General features: G+C 49.5%; 32 protein-coding genes. 3 read left to right on the top strand and 29 right to left on the bottom strand.

Annotated features, from left to right (window positions below):
- The first annotated feature begins 51 nt into the window (after positions 1-51).
- The 3 genes from ATB78_RS20970 (at position 52) to ATB78_RS20980 (ending at position 1264) form a co-directional block, all read left to right on the top strand.
- Positions 52-468 carry a hypothetical protein gene (locus ATB78_RS20970; protein WP_061010311.1) on the top strand — a complete coding sequence of 139 codons (417 nt, stop codon included), beginning with the start codon at positions 52-54 and terminating at the stop codon, positions 466-468.
- A gap of 119 nt (positions 469-587) precedes the next feature.
- On the top strand, positions 588-986 hold the full coding sequence (locus tag ATB78_RS20975; protein ID WP_045402158.1) for a hypothetical protein: 399 nt from the start codon (positions 588-590) through the stop codon (positions 984-986).
- A 23-nt stretch (positions 987-1009) separates the two neighbouring features.
- Positions 1010-1264, top strand: coding sequence for a hypothetical protein (locus ATB78_RS20980; RefSeq protein WP_155647850.1), 255 nt, complete (start codon positions 1010-1012; stop codon positions 1262-1264).
- 481 nt (positions 1265-1745) lie between these two features.
- Here the strand turns inward: ATB78_RS20980 and ATB78_RS20990 are convergent, their stop codons facing one another.
- From ATB78_RS20990 to trbG, 29 genes are all read right to left on the bottom strand, one after another.
- Positions 1746-3956, bottom strand: a complete 2211-nt coding sequence (locus tag ATB78_RS20990; RefSeq protein WP_061010317.1) for a DNA topoisomerase — start codon at positions 3954-3956, stop codon at positions 1746-1748.
- Positions 3957-4022: 66 nt separating this feature from the next.
- Positions 4023-4763: a MobC family replication-relaxation protein gene (gene mobC, locus ATB78_RS20995; protein ID WP_061010320.1), complete on the bottom strand. Its 741-nt coding sequence runs from the start codon at positions 4761-4763 to the stop codon at positions 4023-4025.
- Complete coding sequence (locus tag ATB78_RS21000; RefSeq protein ID WP_025789707.1) at positions 4760-5299, bottom strand: hypothetical protein; 540 nt, start codon at positions 5297-5299, stop codon at positions 4760-4762. Before ATB78_RS21000 ends, mobC begins: the two co-directional genes overlap by 4 nt.
- Positions 5283-5534: a hypothetical protein gene (locus ATB78_RS21005; RefSeq protein WP_061010322.1), complete on the bottom strand. Its 252-nt coding sequence runs from the start codon at positions 5532-5534 to the stop codon at positions 5283-5285. The genes ATB78_RS21000 and ATB78_RS21005 overlap by 17 nt, the downstream gene beginning before the upstream one ends.
- On the bottom strand, positions 5531-7498 hold the full coding sequence (locus tag ATB78_RS21010; protein ID WP_061010324.1) for a type IV secretion system DNA-binding domain-containing protein: 1968 nt from the start codon (positions 7496-7498) through the stop codon (positions 5531-5533). Before ATB78_RS21010 ends, ATB78_RS21005 begins: the two co-directional genes overlap by 4 nt.
- 991 nt (positions 7499-8489) lie before the next feature.
- The gene (locus tag ATB78_RS21015) at positions 8490-8897 is read right to left on the bottom strand and encodes an H-NS family nucleoid-associated regulatory protein (protein WP_061010326.1); all 408 of its coding nucleotides are present in this window, start codon (positions 8895-8897) and stop codon (positions 8490-8492) included.
- 14 nt (positions 8898-8911) lie between these two features.
- Positions 8912-9664: a hypothetical protein gene (locus ATB78_RS21020; protein WP_061010328.1), complete on the bottom strand. Its 753-nt coding sequence runs from the start codon at positions 9662-9664 to the stop codon at positions 8912-8914.
- Positions 9661-10008, bottom strand: coding sequence for a hypothetical protein (locus tag ATB78_RS21025; protein WP_061010329.1), 348 nt, complete (start codon positions 10006-10008; stop codon positions 9661-9663). Before ATB78_RS21025 ends, ATB78_RS21020 begins: the two co-directional genes overlap by 4 nt.
- A gap of 352 nt (positions 10009-10360) precedes the next feature.
- Positions 10361-10900, bottom strand: coding sequence for a hypothetical protein (locus tag ATB78_RS21030; RefSeq protein WP_155647851.1), 540 nt, complete (start codon positions 10898-10900; stop codon positions 10361-10363).
- Positions 10897-11196 (bottom strand): hypothetical protein, encoded by a 300-nt coding sequence (locus tag ATB78_RS21035; RefSeq protein ID WP_061010333.1) that lies wholly within the window; start codon positions 11194-11196, stop codon positions 10897-10899. The genes ATB78_RS21030 and ATB78_RS21035 overlap by 4 nt, the downstream gene beginning before the upstream one ends.
- A 10-nt stretch (positions 11197-11206) precedes the next feature.
- Positions 11207-11788, bottom strand: coding sequence for a hypothetical protein (locus ATB78_RS21040; protein ID WP_061010335.1), 582 nt, complete (start codon positions 11786-11788; stop codon positions 11207-11209).
- Between the two features lie 89 nt (positions 11789-11877).
- A complete protein-coding gene (locus ATB78_RS21045) occupies positions 11878-12081 on the bottom strand; it encodes a hypothetical protein (protein ID WP_061010336.1) in 204 nt (67 codons plus the stop codon).
- Between the two features lie 432 nt (positions 12082-12513).
- Positions 12514-13029, bottom strand: coding sequence for a lytic transglycosylase domain-containing protein (locus tag ATB78_RS21050; protein ID WP_061010338.1), 516 nt, complete (start codon positions 13027-13029; stop codon positions 12514-12516).
- Between the two features lie 6 nt (positions 13030-13035).
- Positions 13036-13548: a conjugative transfer signal peptidase TraF gene (traF, locus tag ATB78_RS21055; RefSeq protein WP_061010341.1), complete on the bottom strand. Its 513-nt coding sequence runs from the start codon at positions 13546-13548 to the stop codon at positions 13036-13038.
- Between the two features lie 72 nt (positions 13549-13620).
- The gene (locus ATB78_RS21060) at positions 13621-13914 is read right to left on the bottom strand and encodes a helix-turn-helix domain-containing protein (protein WP_061010343.1); all 294 of its coding nucleotides are present in this window, start codon (positions 13912-13914) and stop codon (positions 13621-13623) included.
- A gap of 162 nt (positions 13915-14076) precedes the next feature.
- Positions 14077-15102 (bottom strand): trypsin-like serine protease, encoded by a 1026-nt coding sequence (locus ATB78_RS21065; protein ID WP_061010345.1) that lies wholly within the window; start codon positions 15100-15102, stop codon positions 14077-14079.
- A 188-nt stretch (positions 15103-15290) separates the two neighbouring features.
- Positions 15291-15665, bottom strand: a complete 375-nt coding sequence (locus ATB78_RS21070; protein WP_061010347.1) for a hypothetical protein — start codon at positions 15663-15665, stop codon at positions 15291-15293.
- 13 nt (positions 15666-15678) lie between these two features.
- A complete protein-coding gene (locus ATB78_RS21075) occupies positions 15679-16638 on the bottom strand; it encodes a type II secretion system protein (RefSeq protein ID WP_155647852.1) in 960 nt (319 codons plus the stop codon).
- Positions 16635-17162: a hypothetical protein gene (locus ATB78_RS21080; protein WP_061010348.1), complete on the bottom strand. Its 528-nt coding sequence runs from the start codon at positions 17160-17162 to the stop codon at positions 16635-16637. Before ATB78_RS21080 ends, ATB78_RS21075 begins: the two co-directional genes overlap by 4 nt.
- On the bottom strand, positions 17162-17731 hold the full coding sequence (locus ATB78_RS21085) for a hypothetical protein (RefSeq protein WP_240537430.1): 570 nt from the start codon (positions 17729-17731) through the stop codon (positions 17162-17164). The genes ATB78_RS21080 and ATB78_RS21085 overlap by 1 nt, the downstream gene beginning before the upstream one ends.
- A gap of 12 nt (positions 17732-17743) precedes the next feature.
- Entirely contained in the window at positions 17744-18742 is a 999-nt protein-coding gene (locus ATB78_RS21090; RefSeq protein ID WP_061010350.1) for a hypothetical protein, read from the bottom strand.
- On the bottom strand, positions 18739-20361 hold the full coding sequence (locus ATB78_RS21095) for an ATPase, T2SS/T4P/T4SS family (RefSeq protein WP_061010352.1): 1623 nt from the start codon (positions 20359-20361) through the stop codon (positions 18739-18741). The genes ATB78_RS21090 and ATB78_RS21095 overlap by 4 nt, the downstream gene beginning before the upstream one ends.
- On the bottom strand, positions 20358-20984 hold the full coding sequence (locus tag ATB78_RS21100; RefSeq protein WP_061010354.1) for a hypothetical protein: 627 nt from the start codon (positions 20982-20984) through the stop codon (positions 20358-20360). Before ATB78_RS21100 ends, ATB78_RS21095 begins: the two co-directional genes overlap by 4 nt.
- A 1-nt stretch (position 20985) precedes the next feature.
- Positions 20986-22098, bottom strand: a complete 1113-nt coding sequence (locus ATB78_RS21105; protein ID WP_061010355.1) for a hypothetical protein — start codon at positions 22096-22098, stop codon at positions 20986-20988.
- The gene (locus tag ATB78_RS21110) at positions 22098-23582 is read right to left on the bottom strand and encodes a type II and III secretion system protein (RefSeq protein WP_240537431.1); all 1485 of its coding nucleotides are present in this window, start codon (positions 23580-23582) and stop codon (positions 22098-22100) included. The genes ATB78_RS21105 and ATB78_RS21110 overlap by 1 nt, the downstream gene beginning before the upstream one ends.
- Complete coding sequence (locus ATB78_RS21115) at positions 23579-24247, bottom strand: hypothetical protein (protein ID WP_240537432.1); 669 nt, start codon at positions 24245-24247, stop codon at positions 23579-23581. The genes ATB78_RS21110 and ATB78_RS21115 overlap by 4 nt, the downstream gene beginning before the upstream one ends.
- Before the next feature lie 179 nt (positions 24248-24426).
- Positions 24427-25638, bottom strand: coding sequence for a TrbI/VirB10 family protein (locus tag ATB78_RS21120; protein WP_061010359.1), 1212 nt, complete (start codon positions 25636-25638; stop codon positions 24427-24429).
- Positions 25631-26053: a hypothetical protein gene (locus ATB78_RS21125; protein WP_061010362.1), complete on the bottom strand. Its 423-nt coding sequence runs from the start codon at positions 26051-26053 to the stop codon at positions 25631-25633. Before ATB78_RS21125 ends, ATB78_RS21120 begins: the two co-directional genes overlap by 8 nt.
- Positions 26050-26928, bottom strand: coding sequence for a P-type conjugative transfer protein TrbG (gene trbG, locus ATB78_RS21130; protein WP_081096641.1), 879 nt, complete (start codon positions 26926-26928; stop codon positions 26050-26052). The genes ATB78_RS21125 and trbG overlap by 4 nt, the downstream gene beginning before the upstream one ends.
- Positions 26929-26934: the final 6 nt, after the last annotated feature.

The raw sequence follows: 26934 nt of genomic DNA on the forward strand, positions 1-26934 counted from the left end.
ACAGGAGAAGTCCTGTGGGGCTTCTCTTTTTTACTTTATTGGAGAAGTCTAATGTTAAAACTTGATGCTATTGTGAACACCCAACAAATCTTTGAAAGCACCCCATCCAAGGCGGCGACGCACTATCATTTAGCGCGTCATAGCTACTTGTCACTGACAGAAGAGGGGCGCTTGTACATTTGGTGCAGCGTCAATGAAGCCTGGATTGAAACACAAAGTCCGCTTCATGAAGAGGGGCTGGTCCTGAATCTTCACGCTCTTGCCAGTGCCGGTGTCAGCTTTGCAGGTTTACACCCATGCGCTCGATGCCACAGCGCCACACACAATCATATTATGGTTGGTCGTGATGGCTGCGTGGTGTTGAACTGCCTAAGTTGTGGTTCGGTTATCAACGTATGGCGTGATATTTGGGAGGGCGTCCAGAAAGGGGCTCAACCATACACTCACGTTGAATCACGTCTGTCGTGACGTGTTGTTACACAGTAATACTTTACAGATAGCGGGTACTCCGCGGCGTTGCTAGTTCGGCTGGCAACGCCAGAAGAATAAGCAACTTACAATGACGATTCTTTTTAGAGGTACACACTATGTTTCACCAAAATCAATCAAAGTTAGCGCTCATCGATGAAGCAATGAAGATCGAAGCGAATACTCTGGTTTCTGTGTTTTTTTCATTTCAACGTTTGGAAAACTACGTGCTATGGGATCAACACATCGCGAGACGGATCATCGAGAAGATGTATGCGAGAACGTTAGAAGCTGAAACGCGCTTCCCTGCGGTTGTTGCCCCTTATGAGGACAATGAGCAATCAGAAGAAGCGATGCATCTTGAGTGGGTTTGTGCTCAAGTGCCAGAGTTAGCATTAGACTTGGAATTAGAAATAACGGAGCTTGAGAAGGCGAACTATCGTGCAGATCACCCTGTTATTTCGGCGTTCTACGATGCATTGGTGTGTTGGTTTAACATTCCAGTGCATCACTTCTAATGCTCTTTAACGAGGGCGCGCTGATGAATTCATTATTGGACGGCGATGAACACCGGCTTGATGCAGAAGTTCATGTTTCGGTTGGGTATAAAGGGGCTTGCCGAGTTACGCTTGAAGGGAGTTGGGGTAAGGAGTACGTTGCAGTGCTTCCTTGCTTTGATGAGGCGAAGAGAGTAGCGAATTTAGCGTTAAATCCCATCGTCGGCGGGTTTCAGTCTGCCACGCTCACTGAAACCACTGATGCGATAACACATGAATGTGCTGAAGAATGGTTGTAAAACCGCCAAACACAAACACCCTGATGACACCAAATAGCCCGATAACATGATGATGTTATCGGGTTTTTTCATTCATGGACGTCAGCTAAGTGCCTTTCGAGTGCAGAGACCAATCGGCAGTGTTCATCCGCCGTGAAGGGCTCAGCACTGTCTAAGATGGTGGCTCTTAATATTCGCTTGGTGGTTTCCTGTGACGTGTGGAGATACTGCTGGGTGACGAACATGAGTTTGGAAAACGAGGGGTGATTGAGAACGAGTGGTTTACGACCGTGAACTCGCAACTCAAATCGTTCGAGGACATAGTCATCTTCATCATCTTCTAAGCACACCCAAGGATCGTGATTGTCTCGCATTTGGATAACGCTCTATCGTACTGAATGGGGAGGTGGTGTATTTATCTTAGCACCTTCCATGGCGCGAAGATAAATCAGCACTTTGAAGGAAGGTTAACATCATCACGCGCTGTGATGTTTGTTCAGTGTTAGAGTTCGCCTCGATCACGGTCAGGTTTGCCGTTTTGGTCAAAATAGCGCACCTTACATTTCGGAAAGCCACTGCATCCCCACCAAAATGATCCTTCTTTCTTGGCTGGTCTTCGCACAAGCGGATTGCCACACTGTTTGCAGAACTCTTCTGTGCTTGGCACAACACTCTGGCGTGGCTTGGGGTTGAAGTTTGGCTTACCGTTGTCGTCAGGGAACGTCGTCTTACAATCAGGGTAGCGATTGCAGGCATGAAATGGGCCATGTTTGCCAGGGCGTTTAATGAGCGTGCCTTGCTGGCAGGTTGGGCAAGTCACGCCGCTGCGCTTCACGAAAGGCACACCGTGTGTTTTGACGTGCTCGACTTGGAGATGGATATACTTGTTTACATCACTTAAGAACGATTCAATATTGAGCTGCTGCTTCGAAATCTTATCTAAGCTGCCCTCCCAAATCGCGGAAATGTCTGGCCGTACAATCTCATCAGGGAGGAGGGCGCAGAACTCTTGTCCAGCTTCCGTCGTTTTGTAGACCGGGTTTTTGTAGCCTTTCTCTTTACCTAAGCGAACAAGGTGTGTCAGCTTACCCACCTTTTCAATATGGCCGCTTCGCGTGGCTTCTGTCCCGATGGACCCGTTTTCCCCGACCGTGTCTTTGTCTTTCGCCTCCAGTGTTTTGCGCAGTTCCGGATCTTTAATGAACTTGGCCGCTTGGGTCATGGCTTTGAGTAAGCTGGCGTCATCAAAGTATTTTGGGGGTTTGGTTTCACGCTGCTCCATATCCACTTGTGTACACGAGCCTTGCGTACCTTTGACCATCGAGGTGAGGTCTAGGGCGTTTTGATTCGGTTCGTCTTGATGTTCACCTTTAAACAGCACTTCCCACCCTTGTTTGCTGAGTGTGGTTTGGGTGGCACGGTAGCAGCGGCCGGTGCAATCCACATCAAGCGCCACTTTGTCGCGTACGGAGCCAGGGTAGAACAACGCAATAAAGCGTTTGGCCACCAATTCATACAGGTTGCGCTCACGGTCGTTAAGCTCGATACCAGCGCCGCTTTTCTCGGTAGGTACAATCGCGTGGTGCGCTTCTATTTTATTGGCATTAAAGGCTTTGTGACTGGAGGTCGTCGCGGCGTGTTCAATGGCGGTATCAAGATGTGACAGTGTCCCTGTTATGGCCGCAAAGATACCGGAGTGGTTCTCCAGATGCGCATCGGAAAGGTACTGGTTATCACTGCGCGGATAGGTCAGCAGTTTGTGCTTCTCATACAGCCCTTGCAAAGTATCTAGCACGTCTTTCGGTTTATAGCCCCATCGCTTTGACGCTTCAATTTGCAGCTTTGACAGGTTGAATGGCATTGGTGGTTGGCGGTGTTCCGTCTTTTGTTCAATGCTGGAGATATGAGCACTTGCTCCGGTATCCGCTTCTTTGGTTGCCGCGACTTCCAGTGACGAAATCATACGACCTTTGTCATCGAGCTCGAATGCTTCATCAGGAATGAGCTTGCCTTTGATGATGTTGCCACCCATATCAAAGTGACCAAATAACTCGTAGTAAAAGCTTTTCTGGTGATTTTGGTTTGCTAGGGTGCGCTCGTTAATCATGCCTATCATAGCCGTAATGACTCGGCCAATATTGAGCACTTCATCAAAACCTTTCTCTCTCGCTTTAAGGGTATAGGCACGAGTCAGGTTATAACCGAAAGTTTGGTCGGCGATAGCGCGAGCTAACGCTTTTTGGGTCAGTGGTTGGAAGTGTTCATTCGGCTGTAAGTTTGCCAGCGCAGCTTTCACCGGCTTATCGTTCAAATCGGCAATCAAGACACGTTGCACCGGCTTGGTGTTGTTTGCATAGGTCAGCACCTCATCGACCAACAAACAGCCTTCCGGGTCGGGGTCGCCAGCGTGAACAATGCTGTCTGCTTTGTCTATCCAGTTCAGCACGATTTTGAGCTGCTTCGCTGCGCCTTGGCGCGGCTTCATTCTTGGCGGGTAGTGTGTGCTCAAAGGTAGGTATGACAAGGCCCATTTTTTATGTTCAATGTTGTAATCTTCTGGGTCGCACAGGGCAAGTAAGTGACCAACGCACCACGTCACCACCTCTTGACCATGTTGATAGTATCCGTCTTTTTTCTCGGTGTTGACGTCACCGCCGAGACCTTTAAAGATGGCTGCCGCCAACGACGGCTTTTCTGCAATAAATACGCGCATGATGTTTTCTCCAGATGTCAGTGTCCCTCGATGCGACGCATCGATAGGGAGGCGTGAATGATGAAATTATTGAAGGGTGAGGGTTTTGAGTTCGTCGAGCGTGAAGATACGCACGAGCTTTGGACGGTAATGTTCAAACGGGTGTTTGGATTCGCTGAAAGGAATGTATTCAATGCGGTCAAAGCGCTTGATTAATAGCTGGCGAATGTCGTTATTGAGCACCACATAAAACACCGCGCTCCAGTATTTTTTCTTTTGCGCGAGAATGTGGCTTTTAAGGATTGAGCGATAACGAGAGACCGTTTTTAGAGTGCGCTCTGTTTCAATGGCGATGGTAAATCCGTTAGGTGCTGTGATGGTGGCATCTGGGCGATGTTCGACATCATATTCTTTTCGAAAGGAATATTGATCGGCGTTACGCCAGTTCGTCCAGCCATTTTGCTGCAAATAAATCTGTGCTTTTTGATTCATGAGCTTGTGCTCCAGCGTACCGAATTTTACGCGGTAAGGATCGAACGCACGAAAATCTTCGTTGATGTTCTGAATGTTTTGTATCAGTCCTAAATCGGTGATCCCCCAGATTGAAATTTTACCGGTTTGAAATTCAAACTCATGTTTGTGGATATAGCCAAGGCCTACCAGTTTATTGAGCAACCGATATAAGGGATTTTTGTCCTTGTACTCCAGTAGCAGCATTAAAATTTCGAAGTTTGTGTATGACTCTTCTTTAAGGAATTGGATCACAGTCGCCATTTTTTCGTAATGTCTTTGGTAGCGGTCAGCCTTTGAGGTGATCAATTGGCTCATATTGAAGCCTCCGCTTCTTTGCGAACTTTATGAAAAGAAAGACAGGTAACATTCACTTGGTTGAGGTTTCGAGTGATCTGTTTCGCCATTTTATTGCGTCGTCGATCGTATTCTGTTTCGGTGAGCTCGCCGTTCAATCTTGCCTTGTAAAGCGTGTCGAAATAACGGTCTGCGGCCATAAATACTTTCATGAGCATGACACTGCCAGGTGTGTATAACCGTTGTTCTGTTTCTGCCTCTTGGAACGCTTGAGTGGAGTGTGTGTTGATGTCGAGTTCGCCGATGTTATTAATGAAGTTTCGGTGGCGTTGATTGATGTCGTCACGTAGTGATCGTATTTTTTCTAACAAACTTTCGGCAGTGACCTTCGCCAGTTGTGTTGTCACGTTTTGAGCGGGTCGTGATGCGAAGGCTTCCACAGAAAAAAGACTTTGATAAACAAAAAGCCCGTCAATAGGTTTATCTAATGGACGGGCTCGATTGGTGTAGGTTTTATGATCCCAGAGAGACAGCAGTCGTTTAGTGCGTAGTTCCATTGGATAATGCCTCCTGTTTAGGTTGAGGTTTCTTTTTTGGCGTCCAGTTGTCGTCCATTGGGTGGACAACAACCGGTATCCCCATCAGTTCAATATCTTCTAATGCATACTCTTGGCTGTTACCCAAAATGGTTGTAGGCACCGTGACACGTTTTTCTTCTTGTTGTGAACCGAGAAATATTTTTCGTTTGATGTAGCGAAACCATGAGTGCCATTGTCTGGTGTTGACTATCATTTTTTGAGTCCTTCGATTTGTTGTTCTAACGTTTTAACTGCTGCCTCTATTTCCTTTTGTGATTGAATTGCCTCTGCCGGGTTCTTGTTAGGGGGCAGAGGAGTGACCGCATCCAGATCAAATTCTTCATTAGTGTCGAGAGTTTCTGTTTCTGAGAGCGACGCTGTTTCAACTTCAATGTTGTTCTCTTCTCCGATATCTTGGCGCTTTTTAGAAGCTGGCGCTTCATTGTGTTCTTCGACTTTTTCATCGTCACTGGCGGTATGAGCTTGCGTTTCATCAAACGTGACGAGGGTTTGTTTTTGTACTTTGATCGGAGCAATCAAGGATGGCTTGGGAACGTCATTCATTGTGAAGATATAGCTCACAAAGTTGGGCAGGTTGAGCAACATGTTGGTATCGACATATTGTCTCTCGGCCATTCTGATGTTGCGTTTATCATCGACCACTTCATTGAGCGTTTTGCTGGATTCGACATAGCGAGTCTCGTCATCCACTAAGATGGTGCCGGACATTTTAGACACCCATTCGGCGGTGTCGGGATCTTGTAAGCGATACACCAATTTGAACTTGGTGTTCTCGACCACTGCACCTACCACGGCATCACCGTTAAGATCGGCCGGACAGTCTTTTAAATCGGCAATCGATTGGTGGGCAAGAAGCATGTGCACGCCTTTGTCGCGTGCGGCGCCCAAACCTTCCATCGCTGGTTTTGAAATGTGGTATTTCAATTCATCCAAGAAGATAGCAATGGGACGCGGCTTACCCGCCACACGGTCGCGCATTTCAGCAAGCTGAAATAAACGGATTAAGATCATCTTCTGCGTGATCAATATCTTCGAATTACGCATTGAGCCAATGACGTAACAACAGCCGCCATGGTCGAACACATCTTGCAGTCGCATGCCACCAACCGCATTAATGGACTCGACTAACGAGAGTTCTTCGAGTTTGCCGTAGAACGCTTTGATGGTGTCTTCAAGACCTTGAACATAGAGTGAACTGAACAGTCCTTTGAATGACTGACGCTCTTCTTCCGTTGCCTTCATTGGGGCTTCTCTGGCCGCTTTTCTGTCGTCGATACGATAGAAATCAGCCATGTCGCCTTTCTCGGCAAGGCTGAATCCAGCCACCATTATCTCTTCGATTTGTTCCGGCGTTGCATCCGCTAAGAGATCGAGTTGAGGCACTTTTTTATTCAGGTCAATCAGGTAGAAAGGTTTGCCCGCTTTTTCACAGGCGTACTTCATCAAGTGCGGTGCCCATTCATCATTTTTAGGATCCATCACAAACACGCCTTCATCAGCAAGGATAAGTTGATACAAGATCAATCCTGAGGCGACCCCTTTACCGGCACCCGTGGTGCCGATGATGTCCGCGTGCTGTTTTTGGAAGTCAGCCAGTGGGATGTATTGCGGTTTATGTACGCGATCCAATCCGACAAACACGCCTTTATTGAGATCAATGTAGTCTTCGGGATCGTACGCCAGCGTTTCTGGTAAAAAGTGCTTTACTGTGCGCACGTCGGTGCGTTCATCACGCGCCATTTGCGTGCGTTTGGTGAACTTAGATTTAAGCTGGTTCAGATGTGGTGTCGCGACTCGGCGAATGGCAATGTGGGTGCCCGCACCAACAAAGAACAGCGGAATATAGAAGTACGAGATAAACGGATACACCAATTCTGAAACGGGTACGTAGCTGGCGGTTTGCACTACAGCAATCAGTGTTGGGATGGTGACGTTGGCGAGTGTCCCAAGCAAAAAAAGTAAGATCGCAACGAAGATAAACAGGCGTCGCAATAGGGATCCTTTTTCGTTTTTTTCCGGTTTATCAAAGTAGATCGTTGGGGAGATCAAACCGGAGAGAAAACTGAGTACGCTGGCATAGTAAAACGTCAGCAAATACAGTTGAGAGAGTGCCAGTAAAGACAGATCTAAAATGGGATTGATGATCATATCAAACATGATCTTGATGCTCCTTAGTTGAATATCATCGGCTACAGTTATCGGCTACTCATATCGGCTACAGGGTGTAGCCGATATGAGTAGCCGATGGATGCCCAAGCCTTTACGCTGAACGCTCCAAGGTATGGGGTTATCCCGAAGGGGATAATCATCTCAAAAGCTGCGCTTTTTCAATGAATTAGAAGACTCATGCTCGGGGCTGGACGCCCCTGCGCTGACCCTTCTAATTAAAGGCCGAAAACCGCCTCGCTACGCGAGACCAAGCCCCTCTGAAAGTGGAAAATGTCGCCTTTTGGCCGTTCGTTCCTCACTTGCTCAAAATTCTCGTTTTCCGCTACCCAGACGAGCTTGGTCTCGCCTACTCAACGGTTTTCGGGGGCAAGCCCCCAAAACAAAATCGACCTCTGGGGAGGTCTCGCTTTAATCGCTGGACGCTGAGCGTTTTGTTTCGGCTCCCCCGCCTGAGCCTGCGGTCGGGGACTCCCTTGTCTCAGGTTCTCCGCTGAACGCTGCGACCCTAATTTTCATTATCAATCAAGCCCCGCAGAGGGGGCGCTCGGGCGATTGAATGAAATTAGGGCTAGCAATCTAGGCGCACTCAAAGCAGAGCTTTTCGTTTGCTGAGATTGAAAAAAAGCCCGCGCTGTTTCGCTCAATTTGTCTTGCCAAAGTGGGGCGTGGAACGCCGGAATCCACACTTTGGCGGCGACGCATTTCGCGTTTTTGCTTGCGGACTTTTTTAAGCGCTCACTCCTCGTGCATCGAATTTTCCTTTCTCTTTAACAATCCTTTGGGATTGAAATTTGAAAGGGAAATTGACACGAGACGTTCACGAAAGGACAACACGTCCCATCCTCAAGGATGGTCATGTTGCGTGTTCGTCATTACCGCTATTTAACAATCCTAGGGGATTGAAATGGCGCAATGAGTGGTGCGCGTGAAGCGCGCATTGAGAGAGGGGAAGAGACGGTGTTAAGGTGAAAAAACGAAGTTAGGATTGCGCGATAAAGTCCGAAAGTTCGAAGCCTTCATCGAGTAAACTTTGCAATTCAGTTGGCACCTCACCCACGCCATCCCACGTTTTGTTGTCATCATAAACGTAGGTGTTTGATGGCGTGTTGGTGCTGCTTTTGCTTGCCTTACGAGGTTTCTTTTTCGGCTTCATTAGATCACACAACTTGTCAAAGTCGAGTCCCTTATTAATGATTTGCTCGCGCATCGCTTCGAGCTCTTGGCGCTCTTGCTGCTCTCGCTCGGCTTGTATTTGAGCTTCCAGTTCTTTCTCTTGTTTGAACTCAGTAATGACAGTTAAGACGCGTTCAAGCTGCTCAACACTGGCGTGTTTGAGCACCGTTTTCGCTTGCCTTGGGGTGCTGAGTTTTTTGATGATGTCTTGCATAGTCGATACTCTTTTTATGGATTAAGAGGTTGAGGGTTTGGGGCGGTTTCACGCAATTTAATAGCTTGCTCCATCGTCGCTTTATCTTGCTTTAAAAAGGATTCGGCTTGCTTTCCATATTCCTTGTCAAATGGTGGGTAATAGAGTTCATGCCAAGTGCCACAACGCAACTCTCGGTCGCTATACATGTCAATTTTTCTGCATGGTGGACGTTTTCCTTTGTATTCTTTTGCGCCAAATTGAGTGAGGAAATTCATGATCGTTTGGTGATCTAAACAGATGGCATCATCGAATAAAGCTTCCGCTTTGAACTGTAGATACACGGCCAAGTCAGTGGCGTTGACCCATTGTTTTGGAAACGTAAAGTATCGACTCTGATCACCAATATCATAATGATGATGAAGTTTATAAAGGCATTCGTTCAACGGTGGCTCTGGACGATAACAATCCTCAAAGGATTGTTCCGTTTGCAACCAGTGATCTTCAAAGGATTTTTTACCCTCATCTTTTAAAAGACGAAGTGCCAAAGCGGCAATGAACGCGTGAGAGTATTTTGGGGCGCAAAATCCGTTAGTGTTGAGCGCGCTGAAGGTATACTCACTGACGTCTTCATCCATTTGTAAAGCAAGCCCTAGCTGTTCAATTAGCGTTGCTCTTTCAAGGTTTACCTCACCAGTAGTGATGCTTTGATCAAATGTAAGGTTGACGACATGCTGAATGAGGGCGCCAGTGATGGTTGATAAATTGAGTGTTCGGTTATTTTTCATCTGATCCACTGCTCCATTTTGTCGCTTTCCTTCGCTTGTAAGAAAGGTGGTTTTGGACGAGAGCGATATTGCTGCATGGTTCGGGGGGCTGACCTTTTGTTTTCGAGAAGATGCTCAAGAAAATCATCGTGCAGTGAGGCATGACTTTTTGACCAGTGCGGCGCTATCTGTGTGAAGAAGTGTGTTTGGTGCTCTATCTCAAACAGCAACTCTCTGTACTCATCGAGGTGTTTTTCTAGAGGTATCTGATAATCAAGGTGTGAACTTGAGATCAAATCTGGGGCGATGATTTTTAGCTTTTGAAATAGCTTTAGCATGGTGGTTTGAAAATACTGAATACTCATAACTATTCACCTTTTATGGTCCTGTTTGGGGTTATGTTTGAGTTTGGCCGCTCACGCACTTACCCATCTCTCCACAATCGGCTGGAAATAAACCCTGGAGGTTTCCAGTCTTCCTCATGATGGATAGTTGGATAAGTGAGACGGTGGATGGAAAATGTTTCGTGAGGTGCTAATCTGAGTGCGGAAGTTATCGCGCTGTGCATTTCGTTGATCGTGTTTTAACTCTCGCGGGGCGCGATGATTTCCACCGCGATATCGAGCGCTGGAAATATCAACGCATTGATACTACTGTTATTAGTGACGGTGTGGCTTGTTTCTTTCTCGCAACTCAGGGCAGGTTTCATCGTCTCTTTTATTTTGTTTGTTCATCCTTCCACAAGTTAATCTTACCGTTGGTTTCGTCTCCTTTTAGCGGGTGAGCGAGAAGCCGCTCATTCACTTCATTACGGTGACGTCCAGTTTTGATATGAGCGTCTAAACCGTGAATGATGAGGCTGGCTAAGTGCCACGCTTCCACCATGTCGTAAACCTCAGGCTCGTTTAGATCTTCTAAATTTTGTTCGTGACAGGCCGTGATGGTGATAGGCATACATTGTGACTTGTCGTCACTGAACAAGTCACAAGACAACATTTCATATCCATCATGGCGATAGCCCCATAAGCGACACTGTATTGGTTTCTTCTGGAGCGTTTCTTTTGCTTCTGCTACCACTTTGCCTGCAAAGGCATGAAGTTCATCGTTGGTTTCAGTAAATCCCGATGGTCCTAGAGCGCTGATGAGAGTCATTTGATATTGCTGTTCTTCGAATGCTTGAAGTTCTTGCTCTTCCTCATCAGTCAATTGAACGTTTGAGTTCATCGTGCTGTTTCCTTTATTGGTTACGTCACTCATTCGCCACACCCCGCTGGGCAGCAACCGAGCTCAATGCCGTGAGAACAATAGCGAGTGTCTTCATCCCATTCTGGCGTGGAATTTTGTACAACATTGGGTTGGTCACGCTCGTAGCCATGCGCCTCTGCGAGCGCTATCACGGTTTCTTTTTCGTCGTCAGGTAGACGTTCTAGAAGTGCGTTTACAGAGGATTGAAAGCGTCTGCTATAGAGCTCAAAGCTGAGTCCACAGCCTCGATGAGCTTGCTTGGCTAGCTGTTCGATGAGTGATGGGTGATCGGGTTTTTCAATGGTCATTTTTACTATCCTATTGTGCACGGCGGGCTTCTTTGAGCATCCGCAGATGGTCAACGTAGTAGCGCCAATTCTTCTTCGTTAATGGCTCTTCTGGCGTGAATCGTTTGTCTTCACTGGTGAAGGCAAACAACCCTTTTCGATTCATCAGTGTGGTGATGGCATCGATACCATCCCAACGTAAATAAGCGGTGCGGGTTTGGTAATGTCTGTTGTCAATGTCAAAGCACGCAGGCGCCTTGACCAGAGCGGCAAAGGCCACATCTTGGGTTTCTATTGGGTGGGCTAATGTGCTGCATTGGCGTTTGATGATGCTGTCTGAAACCACAATGGCCTCGATACTCAAATCGATGATGCGCTTGCCATCAATGTGGATAAGCCATTGGTCAATGGCTTCACTGATGTCCGCTTTGACTTCTTCTGCGGTGTAGTTCGCGTGGGTTTGAGGTTTATAGGCGCCATACATGAGGTGATAGGTGAGGTGTGATTCATCAAACTTCGATTGGTCTGTCACTCCTTCCCTGATAGCGATGATTTCCTTGCAATCGGCAAGAAAGGTTTGGTCGTTGGAGGTGGGAAGTAAAACGTATTGCATGGGGGAGCTCTTTTTGATTGAGATATTAATTAAGAGAAGGTAGGGTGTTATGAAAGAGGTGGCACCAACACTCCAAGCGTGAAATTCATTCACGGTTTGGTGTCATTTCTTTTACTCGGCGCTGCGTGTGACGCGTTGATGGGTGTTTTCTCACGCATGTCTGCCTCTTTTCTCACCCGTTGCCAATAAGCGGCAAACTCAGATGAAGCTTGTTTTAATGTGGTTTGGCTTGGCACATTGAGCCGTCTCATTAGCTCGATATCGCATTCTAAAATGGGTAATTCATTGTCCATTTCGTTCACTCTTTGATGTTATTAGGGAAAGAGAAAGGTGAAAGTTTTGGGGATTGAGTACCGTTTCTAAGGCTTAAAAATGGCATGACGGACGTCCATTTTGTATCAAAGTTATTTTGGTCTGACGTTTGTTAGGATTTAGTTAGATACCCCTTAGGACACTTCTTGTCCTGCATCACTTGAGTTACCATGGTATGAGGCAGTTCAATAAGCCTTGGCTCGCGATGGAACGCAGAGTACAAAAAACAGCAAAAGTGAAAATCTTCCGTTATGTCCATATCTCATATGGGCATTTTTTTGTCTGCGAAAAATTTTTCCTATACTGATAATGAAAGAAATGACGAGACAAATGTATCCTGCATGTGTACAAACCTCAGTTTCGTCATTTCTTTCATTCCTCGCTAAATTCGTGCGCGAACGTTGTCTTGTTATTTAGTCATAAAGTCCTTGAGTTGAGATGCTGGATGGCGCTGCGCGTACACGTTGGGTGACGCTGCTGCTGATGTACTTTTTGACGTATCCATTTCTAAAGCCGCGGTTAGGACTGCCGGTGTTGTAATAGGAGAGAGCGATTTGCAGCGCAGCACCCGGCTCTGGATTTATTTTCAGTGCGCGTTGGTAGCTTTTATGAAGAATTTTCGAGCCAACCTGGATGTTTTTGCAGGGGGTAAGCATCTCTTCAATCGTGACGCCGTAAGCCTTGAGGTTGCTTGTGTTGATTTGCATCAGGCCCAAATCAACCGAGTGGCCAAGAGAGAGGTAGTAGTTCGCCAAGTTGATGGCTTCCTCTTTTGTTCTCGGCTGTTTAAATTTGGGTGGGCTATGGCCTGGAAGCTTATTGACGTTGATTGCGAAGGGTTTGAAACTCGATTCGTTTTTTATGACTTGTTCGATGGTGGTCGGGTGGACTTGATAAATGCAGTCGGTGTATGGGGTGATGTCTATCATAGGAAGCTAACCTCCTTTAAAAGTCAGTATGGGTGTTGCCCGTCCGAGAATGGCCTCAGTGCTAACGGCGCCAAAGTAGCGGCCATCGAAGCTGTCAAAAGGGGCAAAATCTGAAAGCAGCAAGACTTCGCCTTTATTCAGAGTGAGGTCTTGAGGCTTAGGTAATGTTCGATGAAGGCTATCTGCAGCATGGATTGGGTATTGCGCGAGTGCTTCACCGTTTATGCTGATAACACTATCGAAGGTAATGGTGTCGCCTTGAGTGGCTATGATTTTCTTGATGAGCGGTGTGCTGCCACTTGAGCAGGTGCCGTGCTTTACATAGCCTCGCTCTAAAGCAAGGGTTATCGCGTTGCCACTAGGGGGGCAGAAAGATATCAGGTCGCCTTTCTTGATTTGGTCTGTTGCTGTTATGCGATATAAACCGATGGGATAAGAATATGAGAGGTTGATGCGTAACCCATAGGCATAAACTAGGGCCAGCAAAAAAGCGCCCAGGATGATTAAAGGGATTTTCATTGGTATTTGGCTCGGCTAGCTTTGGGATAACGAGTAAGACGGATCTTTTAGGAGTCTAAGCCGGAACTCTCTTTACAAATTATTCGCCTTGTTCTCTATTTGCTTTGGATTGAGCTTCCATTTTTTTAAAGCATCATAGTAATTGCGCACAGTAAAGCGGTGGATGCCTAATATTTTAGCGGCTTGTTGTTGACTACCGCGGGTATGAATCAACGTCGCTTCGACAATTGCCGATTGAATTAGTGGGTAAAGCCAACTCAAATCAGGGTCACTTTCGCTATCGATGAGCAGTTGTTTGATATGGGCGACAATGAATTGTTGGTCTATTGGAGGAAGGAGAGAGGCTGGTTCTTGGTTGTTGTTCATCATTTATCCCAATGTATGCCCTGTTTCAGTAAATAAGTTGGTAAACCATCAGGGGGGGGGGCAATGCAGCCCAACGGCAAGCCTACCTGTTGGGTAAACGTTTACGAACTGACTTCAAAAATAAAGGTCAGCGAAGGCTGACCTTTTGTTAGAAATGCGAGGTTAACGCTTTCGGCGTAGCGAGGCAATACTCAGTAAGAGTAGGCTCCAAAATCCCAAAGAGCCGCCACTGTCACCGCTGCCAGAATTTCCGCCACCGGCATTGTCTTCTGGCTTGTTGATGTGAACCGATTCAGAGTCGGACAAGAACAGTTTCCCTTCATCACCATTGCTTTCAATGACGTACGTGCATTGCTCAAAGGGGGAAATTGTCCCTTTCGTTATACAGGTGCTCTCGTTAGTAAGGAGTGTGATATCGCCCTCTGTATAAGCAGAATCGATGACACCACCTTGATGCAGGGATTGTACGGTGATGGTCGTTCTTCCATTCGCATCAGCTAAGGTTGGGTAATGCCATCCATCAATGTTGCTCGTTAAGAAATCTTGTACAGCTTGGATGTCAGTGCCGTAGGTTTCTCTAGTATCAGTAGTGAAGTTCAAAGTACTCCCTTTGTGTACCGCTATTATTTCGTTGGTCTCATTTACCCAAGCTGCCCCCGAATCCCCACCGGTAGTGTGCTTGTCTTCGTCAACCACGTCGGCGTAGAGAGCGAAATGATCGGCCCAGTGGTAATGACTGAACGTCAGCGCAACGGAGTTGAGGGTATCAATGGTACCTCCAAATCCCGCAATGATGACCGGTTCGCCTTCTTCTCGATTTTCAATGTTTAAGAATTGGATGTTTGAGTATTCGATTGGTTGAGCTACGGTCACAATGCCAATATCTTCACCAGAGAAGCTGCCATCTTCAATAAAACTGGGATGGTTTATAAATCTAGTAATAGGTATGCTCTCACCTAAAGCTGTCGTAAGAGTATCGAGACCCTCTTCATCTAAACAATGAGCTGCTGTCACAGCATAATGACCTGCTACGATGGTTGCGGTGCAATACTTACTCGTGTCTGTGGAATTCTCTAATTGCACTGTATTATTTTGTTGTGCCCAGTTTATTGGTGTACCGTTTTCAACCGCAAATGCTTGGCTGGATAAAAGAGCAAAAGAGATGAATGTAAAAGTTTTGTTGAGCATAATTTATCCTAAATCGGGTTCCTTGCTTAGCCGAATTGTATCAAATTTAACCATATGAAACGATATTAACATCTTGTTTTGTCTATGATCATTTGTTCTATAAAACGCATTTTTATGATCGATCGGCATACTTGATTCTTAAAAAGAAGCGCCGTTAAATGACGGCGCTTTTGAAGGCTTATTAACGGCTACTTGCACTCGTAGTATTTGGTGCGGATATCACAATCAAAGTCGCCATTTCCAACGTGTGTACAATCTTCGTAATCTTGGCTGCCATAAGAGCCTTTAGGAGAGCATTGTTGCCCTGTCGGGTCGCCCTTGAACATCATTGAAGATTCGATGTAGTAAGGGTTTCCTGTGAATGCTGCCCAGGTTCCAAACTCCCCTTGATTTTCAATCGGCTCCTCTGCTTCTGTTAGCCCCTCATTATCAGGGGGATTGTGTACCGCTGCGTTCGCGGACTCATAAGGTTTGTTGGATTCCAGTGCGTCGTCGTAGGTGACTTTTGCGTGCACGGCGGTGCTCAAGCACAGCGCGGGGATGAGTAAATAGTGCGTTTTCATATATGCTCCTTGGTTACTTACATTGGGTAAAGGCGGTAATTTCGCCGGCGTTACTTGTTCCTGAATCCCCTGAATTCAAGTCTTTCACCCGAACTTCTAATCCGACTTGCCAATAGCTATCGGTGGTAGTCATTAGGTAGGGCTTTTGACTTCCGGTCAGTTCTAAATCGGATTCAATGTATATGTTGGCAATGCTGAGCATGATGTCGGGAGCCATACCGTCAGGGCACGACGGTTTGTCTACTCGGTCTCCGTGCTTTACCGTGATTACATTGACTAGCCCTTTACTGATGATTTTTTGAGTACCATCTGAATTTAAGAGGGTTAAATCCTTAGCGTTGGTGATCGCATAATCCCCGCCTACATCCCAGTCGTCAGTAAGTTGAACGCTACCATCACGTTGCAAGAACTCATCGTAAAGCTGTGAAAGGAGCGGGTCATAAACCATGACAGTAATATCGCCGTTACTGAGAGCCTTGGCATAAGGCACCTTGAGCAGTTCGGTGGCCCATTTTGCTCGATAGATAGGTTGTATGGCGGTACTAGACAGTGGGAACGTTAACTTGGCATAAGCGATGTCTCTTAAATCCGAGCCGATGGTGACGGTTTTTCTGCCCGCCTCATAACCAATACGTAGCGAAGACCAAGGCAAGTAGTCCGGTCTGACGCAGCGTCTTGCGGCTTCATCGGCCGCAGTGCAGTTGCTCCAAAACTGTTCGTCTGGGGTCACCAGATCGTTGAGGTTGGTTGGAAACTGGTCAATCACGGCGACGGGGGGCTTAATGGTCTTTTGTTGGTATTGGTACTTCTGCAGCGCTTCGACGACATGCTCAATCCGGTTGCGGTAGTCTTGAGCCGCGTTTTTTTCTTTGTTGATGAGTGCCCACTTTGCGACGCCGGCATACACAAGGCCAAGCAACGCGATAGCAAATAACACATCAAGAAGACCAAGACCTCGTTGGTGTTTCATCATAAAAAGTCCTGTTGCATACAGCCGTTTTCACCATTGAAATACTGAAGTTGCAGCTGGGATTGAATGGTGGCCATCGACCGATAAAGTGTCAGGCGACGGCCTGTGATAAATACGTCTTGTGCGACCCGCATAGCGGGCTTTTTCAGTGAGTAACCCGTCATCCCTTGTGGGAGGCTGACGGTGACTTTGATGCCGACACTGAATGTTGACCCTGGGGAGGTTTGAAGGTCGATAGCGATAGCGTAAGGGGTGGTTAATAAGTAACGGGGCGCATCGTAGTCATTGACTAATTGCGACACCGTTGGCGAGATAAGCTGGGCGCGGCAGCCAGATGCTTCCCATTGCGCACTGATGGCGTGCTCCGTATAAGTAAACACATCCATCATGGCCGAGGAAAAATCTTCTCGTAATGCGCCTTGTCGCAATAGGCTACTGCTTAAGGCGACGGTGATAGCCAGCGCACCGCCGGCTATCGCAAACGCAAATAAAAACGAGATCACAGAGGCGCCAGTTTGGCGCTGCATTACATGGTCACAGTGATGTCAGAGCCAGAGGTTTTAATGCTCGTGCAGCTTGAGTCCGCTTTTGGACAGCGTTCTGAGCTCACCGGCGCCAGTTTGTTGGCCAGTGCCAGGATGTTTTCGGCATCGACGTTGCTGATGGTGATGTCAATGAACGATTTGTTGGCACTGGTGGTGACCGTGTACGTGCCACCAAATTGGTTCGCACTGCACCACGTCGCTTTACTGTAGCCGTAGCCTTCTTTACAGATTTCGGTCAAGCTCACGCCAGTCGTATCGGTGCCCGCGCCGACCCAAGCATCGGCGCCCTGGCGAATTTCACTCACTTCAGTGAGGGTGGTGTTGACTTTCAGTTGTCCTTTCCCGGATGACGCCATGGCGACGATACCGGCGAGCACCAAGGCCGCGAGACCCATCCAAAAAATGAAGTCCATGAGTGAGGCGCCCAATTGCTTTTTAAATGAAGGTGGCGCAGACGACGGGGTATGCGTCTGCTTTACTGTCACGGGTTCATCCGTATTGTCCTGTGGCGCTTTTTTTCGAGAGGTTTGGGTTGGATTTGTGTATGTCATGCTGTTTTTTCCTTATTGAAAACTGAGGTAGAGTTGATAGGCGGCGCTGATAACGAGTGAGCCCAGCACCAAAATGGTGATGATCAATCCGGCTTTGGGAAGCCAGAGTTTCATTTTGGCGATTTGCTTATCGACATGTTGGCTATGGTTTGCGCCACTTTGACTGAGCAGTTCGGTGTAATTGACGCGCTCACCCAGCACCTTCATGGCACTGAGCTCGTCTGGAAGCAGTAACTGCGTATCGAGAATATGCCCCAAATTACTTTGTCCGATACTCTGGTCTTTCATGGCTTGAATGTGCATCTTGGCAAACGCACTGTTGCGAATTTCGGCTTGGGTGAGGGCATCGCTGAGTTTCATGCCACATTGAGTGAGGTTGGCTAAGGTTTTCAGTAACGTCGCGGCCACTGCCGCGCGATAAAGTGAAAACAGTGGCCATCGGTTCGTGATATGCCGGCTCGGGCCTGCCCAGTTTGGCAGCGCAATGGCTAAGGCTATGAGTAAACACGCGGACAATATCGCGACAAGTGGGCCATACCCCGCCACGAGATTGCGAACCGTTAACCCAATCCCATCGGCATGCTCTACGGCGCTTAACATCTTATCGGCGATGTACACGCCGTAGAGCCCCGCGCCCACCGTTAAGCCATAAGGGAAAGCCAGCATTTGAACCAGTTTGGTGACAATGTTTTCCCCGCCTTGCAATTGCTCGATGGCGGTCTGAATGCCAACGCTTCGTTGACCGGCGCTTTCTGCCGCGCGGATGGAGCTTAACACCACACTCGGAAACCAGCCTTCCAGCACATCGACAAAGCGTTTTCCTTGCTTTGGCGCCGCTTTTCCCGCAAGACCAATGACCTGGAAGGTTGGCGTGCCATTATCGACAAGAGATTGACAAAACTCTTTGGTGGTGAGGTTGTACTTATCGGCCTTTTGCCACTGCTGTAAAAAGGCGAGCCTTTCTTTGTCGCTAAACAGCCACTGCTCAAGGGTTCGACCAAGTAGCGTCATAATGCCTCCTTGAGTGCGCGATAGGTGTCACTGACCGGCGTTGGAACGAGATCGTCCACTTGCTCAGAGGCAGATAAAATGTCCACTTGCCCCCGGACAATGCGAGATTTACAGTGTTGTTTGATGTCGGGCCATCCTTGACTTTGCAGATGCGCTTTCCACCCTAAATCGTCTTCTTTGACGATAAACGCTCGGTCTTTGTCATCGAGAATGATCATCTCCATGACCACTAAGCGGCCTGTTTCTCCAATCACTGCGCCATCTCCTGTGCAGGCATCACAGCCTTTCGGATTTAAGAGTTTGACGCTCTTTAGCTCTTCTTCATGACAAAGCTGCTTAAGTTGGCGCACTTTAAGCGCTAGCTTGTCGCTTGCATTTGCATCGCGATAAGCACTGATCACTTCGTCGCTGTCATGCTGGCTAAACTCAAACGCGCAGCCACACAGTTTTCTGATCAGTTTCACGTGAACAAACAGCGCCATCAGGTCGGGCGCACCAATGATGGCGGCGGGCATTTTGAGTTGTTGTATGAAGGTCTGAGGGACGCCGAGCGCACTGTTGGTGTGCAGCGTGGCCAGCGCCAAGCCACCGGTTTCGGCTTTACGACAAAATTCGGCGGCCGTCGGGTTATCGCGAATTTCACCGATGTTAGAGATGTCAACGTCATGACGCAGCGTCTCTTTACAGTAAAAGGCGTAGTCGAGCTTAACGCCGGAGCCTTCCACCGTTTCGACGTCAGGTTGCACTTGGGTTTTGCTGACGAACGGCTGTGAAAACTCAACGGGGTCTTCTAAGGAATGCACGTTACGTGCAATGCGATCCACTTTTTCGAGGAGCGCATAGACCAGTGAGCTTTTCCCTGAGCCCATTGGGCCGGTGATGATTATTCCGCCTTGGCGTTTGTGGATCATCGCTATCAGTGTGCTTAAATAAGGCGCGGGTAAATCCATGTCTTCCAATGACAGCGCTTTATCGCGAGGCGTCAGGCAGCGCAGAGTGAGCTTTGGTCCTTCTGCGGTTGGTATAAGCGCCGCTCGCCACTCAAACACGCGCAGCTCGTTATTGACCGTCAGCGTGACCTCAAAACGGTCTTGCGCGGGCATGGTGTATTTGATGTCTTGTCCGCCAAGCTCGGAGAACACATAGTCCATCAAGGAAAGCCCGACTTGGCGAGGTTGATTTTGCGCGCTTTGCTGGTTATGAAAGCGGCTAATAACGCGCCTGACGCCCACACTGCGGATCAAGAACAAGGTACTTTCTGCGGTGGTGAGCACATGGACATCGGAGCTATTTTCATTGACGGCGGTTTGGCACAGAGCCAGCAGTAACCGCTCCACCGTATTGGTCGCCTCTTGTGTCATCCCTTCCTTTCTTTGTTCGTCAGTGAAGGTAGAAAGCGTGTTATCGATGACGCTTTGAGGCACTTCTTCAATCATGACTGACTTGCCTAACATCGCTTCGCTGCCTTGCAGCAAATCAACGATGCGGCCAAGATTGGGCGCGTGTGGGTTCGCGGTTTGTATGGTGAGGTCGTCTGCGACGATGGTGTAACCATCATCACGACACAGCGTTAATAACGTCTCTGCCTCAGCTTTAGTGAGCTTTGGTAAGTGATTCATAGTCCACCTTCTAACACTTTGGCTTGGATGCCTTGCATGAGTCGAACCCCATTGGCATTGATGTGGGTAATACGCACACCTTGAATGCTTTGTCCTTCTCGGACTCGCACTGGCGCGCCGCCATCAAAGCTCAGATAGGCGCTCGCTTCTTGCTCATCAACAAAAAGGCCACTGAGCGTGAAGCGGTCAATGGCCTTTAAGGTGCGGGGTTTCGATGGTGTCCTCGGAGGGGCGTAATCATCAATCACCGAAATGGCCGGCACGTAGCCAGCGCGCTCTTGTGACGGCTCACTGCGCGTTGCTTTGCGCGCCCTGGCTTGCTGCTCGGCGATGTTGGCATCAAGCTTGGCCAGCGCTAAGGTTTCTGAGCGGTTAATGAGCTGCTGCGCCTTCGCATCGATGACAAGCGCGGGGCTTACGCTTTTGGGTTTGGGCTTTCTTATGACGTTGTCTGGTTGTGGTGGCGGGGACGCAGGGCTTGCATTGACCCAGCTTGGTTTGGTCGTTTCAATCGAACGTGGCGCCGTCGAGGTCGGCGCATTTTTGGCCAGCCAAAGAGTGGCAACAACGAGCCCGACAATCACCAGAATGCCAATCTGGATATGGGCTTTCGTGATTTTCATATTACTCTCCAATGTATTGAAGGCGCATGGCTGCGCGGTAAGTACCATCGGTGTTTGGGGTGAGCGTCAGCGCTTGAAGGCTCAGCGGCAACGGACGGAACAAGGTGGTTAAAGAGGGGAGCTCATTGAGCGCGACACTGTTTTTGTTCAACGTGACATCCAAGGTGCTCGCGGGTGCCAATTTGCTCTCTTTGCTGTTGCTGGTATGCCAGCCGAGTCCGGTGAGCACATCGACCAATTGAAAACCAAGTGAATAGGGCGCCAGTTCGTCTTGCCACTGGTCAAGATGCCCTTTTACCGGTTTGGTGAGCGTTAGCGCGTCGAGGGTCAAGACGGACGTCGCCGGTGAGTCGAGGCTTGCCAAGTAGTGTTTCGCGCTTGACATGAGCCCGTCGTCACCGCGCTCGATGACGGCGACCATGGTGCTGCCTTGAAGGGTCACCTTGCTTAAGTTCCAACCAGAGGGGGCGAGGGCACTCATGCTGGTGAGCAAAAGCGCGTCATTGAATCCCTCTGATGCGCTCACCGCCTGGGTCATAGCGCGGCGATAATCTTGATATACATCCACCACTTTCGGCTGGGGTGTGTCGGGTTTAGGCGGCGCACTGGTCAGCCACACGCTCAGCGCCAGGCAAACCATCAAAAAAGCGCCACCGATAATAAAGGTCGCGCTTTTGTTGGGTTTGAGTGGGTAAAGTCGCCAATCGCGCTCTTCCAGTGGCGGCACGCTTTCGCATGGCCACAACTGCCAACGCTCCTCCTCTGCTAAGGCTGGCGTGAGATACACCCTCTCACTGAGAGAGAGCTTGACGGTGTTGATGTCGTCCATCTTGAGTGTCGTGGCTTCTCGGACCACACCACTGCGCACTTGCATGAAAAAAACATGGTCGTGGTCGTGTTTATCCATCAAACACCAATGGTCAGGCGCATGGCTGTCGAGCTTGTGTAGCCAAGCCTCCGCTATCGCAAATCCCGCTTCTTGGCTCACATACCGGGTTAACCAATGGCCTCGTTGTACGGTCAGGCTAAACTTGCCCGGCAGCTTACGAGAAAGCTGCCATTTTGAGAGCGTGTCGGCCTTTATTACCGCGTGAGTAGGGGTGAATGTGGTCATTATTTCACTCTCCTTGGGGTCAGTAGCACTAAGGTTTCAACGGTTTCTTGGCCGCTTGCTTGGCTCCCTAATCCATCAATGCCAAAGCTTGAGGATTTATTGGCGGTTTGGGTTTGTTGCTTCACTGAGCCAATCACCACCGTTTGGCCATAGCGCAGTTTGTTGGTGAATGATAAGTCAGCGCTGCGCGTGGAAATAAAGCGCAAGGTGGCCTCGTTCACCACTTCCGTGCTGTCGCCCGCGATTTTGGTGAGCTTGCCTGCAGTGCGTATCCAGACAAAGTCATCGTTGACGTTGGTGTTGACCATCATATCGATGCCTTCCACCACATTACCGCGCGTCGTACTTGTTGAGGTGGTGGTGTCGGTGATGTCGGTAGAGATATCGGAAAGGTAGGGGGTATCAACGGTTTGCGAGATACGAGCAGGTTGGGCGCTGAGCGTGAGTACGCTGATGGGGGTATCTGTTGATACCGTACCTTGTTGTTCTAGTGCTTTAATAAAGGCGGTGGTGCCATCCCATTTTCCAGAGCCTTGGAACGCTAAACCACTGCCTGAGCTGATAAGGCCAGAGGTGGTCGATGTCCCTGGAATGATGAAGTTTAACGTGCCATCGCCAATATCTCTCACGAGATCCCAATCGATGCCTTGGTCTTTACCAAGGTTTGAGCGAAATTCCAGAACGCGAACATCGAGCAGCACTTGTTTTTCGAGCTCTTTTTGGTAAGCCGCCACCACTCGATGCACCTGCGCCATTCGACTGGGTGTGGTGCGCACGGTGATGGCGGTCAGTCCAGGCACCACCTTGACTGAGCCGACTAATTGCTCGCCGTCATCTTCACTTTCGTCATTCAGGACCGCTTTGAGGGCATCGGCGACCTCAGACACCACATCGACCTCATTGTATCCGGTCGTGATGTACTGGCCGTCCACCTTTGTGCTTTCACCTTCTTGTGCGCTGCCACTGCTTTCGCTTTGACTGCCTTGCTGCCCCGAATAGACACCAGAAGGCAGGGTGAGCACGAAGGTTTCCGTTTGATAAAAGCCGACCGTGAGCTTCTTTTCTTCTGGCGTGAGGCCATATTGCGTCACGCTGCTGAGCAGATTTAATATCGACTTTCTGGACGCCTCGCTGTTGATGGTGACGGGGCGATTGGGATCGACGTCAGGATCGAAGGAAATATCGACCTCGGTGCCGCTAAGCAGTCTCGATAACACCAGTGATAACGGCAATCTGTCGGCCTTAACTCTGACTTTTTGCTGCAACCATGGCGACGACGTGTCCTTTTTTATCGGCGTCGGCAGGGCGGGTGGTTTGCTGAGGTATTGCACGTTACCCAGTGGCGTTGACGCCTTGTTACGTGCGGTGTCCATAGTGTTTTGAATGTGCTTCGCATTTTCCTTTCGGTCGAGATAGTCTTGGCTAACGCAGCCAGTCATGACAACGGAAAACATGAGCAGGATAAAGTAAGCGGGTTTCATCATTGCCTCTCTCTGATAAAAATTTGGCGAGAGCCGGGAATAAGCTCTGCGCGAACGGGGTAGCCTTCAAGTACGGTGTCCAGCGCTAAGTCAAACGCGCCGCGCGGTGTCACAATGCCGTACTCGGCCATTAACGGGTAATCATCCTCACTCATCCAAGAGCGTCGTTCTCCTTCTTCTCGCCAATGCCACTGATAGGCGCGGGTAAGATTGGCAATGGCTTCTTTGAGCGAACGACCATGAACCCATTGCACATCAATCATTCCAGGCTGGGTATGGATGGCGGCAATGCCACGCTGGACGTCAAAGCGCAACGGCATGTCAAGCTGCTGACCTAACGCTTCAATGGACTGCGGGAGGGTGCCAGTAAAATGAAGGTTGCTGCTGACCGGACGAAGCAACGCCGCTTGCTCTTCTTCGCTCAGTGAAAACGCCACTTTCGTGAGGTTTTTCTTTTGCAACCAACGAGACAGTGCTCGGTACGGGGCTTCATTGGCACTGATGAAGAAGGTGGTTGGCTTGGTGTGCGCCGGAGTGATGGGGGGTAAAACGGGTGGCGTTGAAGCAAGCGAGCCGGTGGGTTTGCGCTTTTCGACGTTCACTCTTTGTACGGGTTTTTCTCCCACATTGACGATTTGAGGCGCAGGCGTTTGAATATCGTCTCTCACGTCTACCGCCCCCCGCCTTAGCGTGGCCGAATGGTCTTGTACGGGAAGCGGCGCTGGTATGCCGGAGATGACCAGCTGGTTATCGTTTAAATGGCCGGAGGGCGCCGCCCAACACGCAGATGTGATGAGCCCTCCTAGTATCGCGATAGGCATGGTTTTCATAAAGGTTCTCGAAGTGTCTAACGAATGGAAGAGTAAGGCGGCAAGACGATGTCTTGGCTTACCATGATGTAAAATGGCTCGGCGTTGTCGATTTCAATGGTCGGTTGGATGTTCATGTTTTTGCGAATGAGCAGGTTGCCCGTTTCGGCGTACTGCTGGGTGACCCCATCCGCCACCGATTCGGCGGTGGAGCGTGAATCGTCATCCCCATCACTAACCCCCGCTTGCGTGAGCCCTGAGATGCCGCCCAATAAGGTGGATTGTCCAAATAGGCGCCAGTAGTGATTGTTCACCTCTCCGGTTAACCCGCTCATGCCGGTGACATCTAAGCTGGCCATGTTGCCGATATCAAGTTTTGTCCCGTCAGGGAAATTAACACGTGACCACGTCACTGGAAGGCGACGTTGCCCATAGGCCACTCGACTGTCGTACGTGCCGTAGAGCCGAGTGCCTTGTGGAATAAGGATGGCCGAGCCCGTGGCGCTGTCGTAGACGTGTTGACTGACTTGAGCCACCAAGTGTCCGGGTGTGTCCGAGTTGACGGCGCTGATAAGCGCGGCCGGTATCAGCGTGCCAACGGTGAGCTCGTATTCACTGGCGGGCAGTTCACGCCGCGCAGTGAGATACCCGGCTTGATGGGTGTTTGCCAAAAACGCGTCTTTGCTGGCTTGACTGGCGAGCGTGGTGTCTAAGGCGCCGCCTTGGCTGAGCGCTTGTCCGCTTGGCGTTGACATGGCTTGTTTTTTTGCGTGGTCGAGCCTTTGCTGCGCCATCGTCAGCTCGCGGCTTGGCGCTGGCGCCGTCGTTTGCCTTAGCGCCGCGTCGTCAATCTGAATGTTCATCCCTGAATAGACCGCTTCGGTTAACATCGCTTGTCTGGCCTCAAACGCGGCCAGTTGACGCTTTTTCATCGCGGCGAGCTCGGGGGAAACCGACGGTGTGGCGGGCGCCGTTTCACCCGGGGGTATCGGTGTGGGTTTGACCACCGATGAGGTGGGCTTTTTGGCCAAGACAGAGTCCAAAGAGGACGCCGTGGTGGCGGTGTTGACCGTGCTTGGCGTGTCGGTTTGCGCCGAGGCGCTGGCGCGCTGGCCTTTTTGGGCAATGACCAACACCACAAGCACCACCATCATGCCCGCCAGCACCAGTCCGGCGATTTTCACGCTTTTTTTGATGTGCACCGAGCCCACACCGGAAAGCGGATTTTGCTTGAGGCTGAATTTAGTCATACGTCACCCCATAAGCCCGCGTTTTGAGCGGAATCAGGTGGTGGTTACTGACCACCCAGATGCGCGAGAGTATTCGGCCGTCACTGAGCACGGCGGTGACCGCAAACTGAGTCGGATTGAGCTGCTTCACCCGATAATTGAGGCTTAAATAGTCTCTGGCATTGTCTTGTGCGACGCCAAGCCCCTGACGCCTGAGCGTCTCGATTAAGGTATTGGCAAAATCGCTGCCATCATGGTTGAGGTTCACTATTCGGCTTGCGCCTTCGGATTGACGAAGAAAGAGCGCAATGTCTTGGCTGATGGCGCGCATTTCCGTTGGGGTTAACACCACATCATTGTAATTGCCGTATTGATCCGGTTCGTAACTGGCGCAGCCGCCCAGCAGTAACATGACGATGAGACAAAACTGTTTCATGCTCCCCCCTTACGCTTGATGAGCACGGTTTGTTGATGTTTGCCTGCGCCGAGTAAGAGGGCGATTTGGTCAGGTAGGCCATCGACGACAAACTTACCATCCCGGTATCGGTAGTTAATGAGCTCGCGCTGGCCTGCATTGATCACCAAAAGTGAGGGCAACTTGCCGGTGGCGACACTGCGAGGCATTTCCAATATCGTTTTAACGCTGTTGTTGTACACGCGAACGGGCGAAAACTTTGCGTTGCCTTCGATATCGTAGTCAAAATCGAGATCGTCAATGTTGAGTCCATTGCCGATGGATTTGGATTGCTTCTCGCTTTGCTGGCGGTCATACAGTGAGTCCATGGCCACTTGCAACGTTTCTGGATAGTCGAATTTCACGATGGGCATCCAGTCGTTGTGTTTGGCGGTGAGCTTGAGCAGATAGGCGCGGCGATTGGTGGCAATTTGCAAGGTGGTTTCAATATTGACATCGGTGGGCTTGACTAAAATGTGTGTCACCGCTTGAGCGCCTTGACCTGACACCGTTGGGGTGAAGTTCCATCTGACCGTGTCACCGGCGTTTAAGCCGTTTTTGCTGATTTGCTCGCCAGGCTCTAATTGAATGTCACAGGTTTTGAGCGGCGCGCAGACGACGCTCGGCAAAGCTCGGCCATAAAAGTAGGTGACGGCGCCATCGGGGGCGCGTATGGGCTTGTCTGTTCCGTTTATCCATCGCTTGGCTATCTCAACCCCCGCTTGCTCGGTTGGGCTGAGCGGCGCGGCAAGTTCTATCAGTGAGCTGGTTGAGATGGCCGGGACGCGGCTTGCTAGGGCACCGCTGCTCCAGAGCGCCACCCCTAACAAGGTGAGGCGCAGAAAGGGCGTATTCATATCATC

It is taken from the genome of Vibrio sp. CUB2 (assembly GCF_001557945.1).
GTDB lineage: Bacteria > Pseudomonadota > Gammaproteobacteria > Enterobacterales > Vibrionaceae > Vibrio > Vibrio owensii.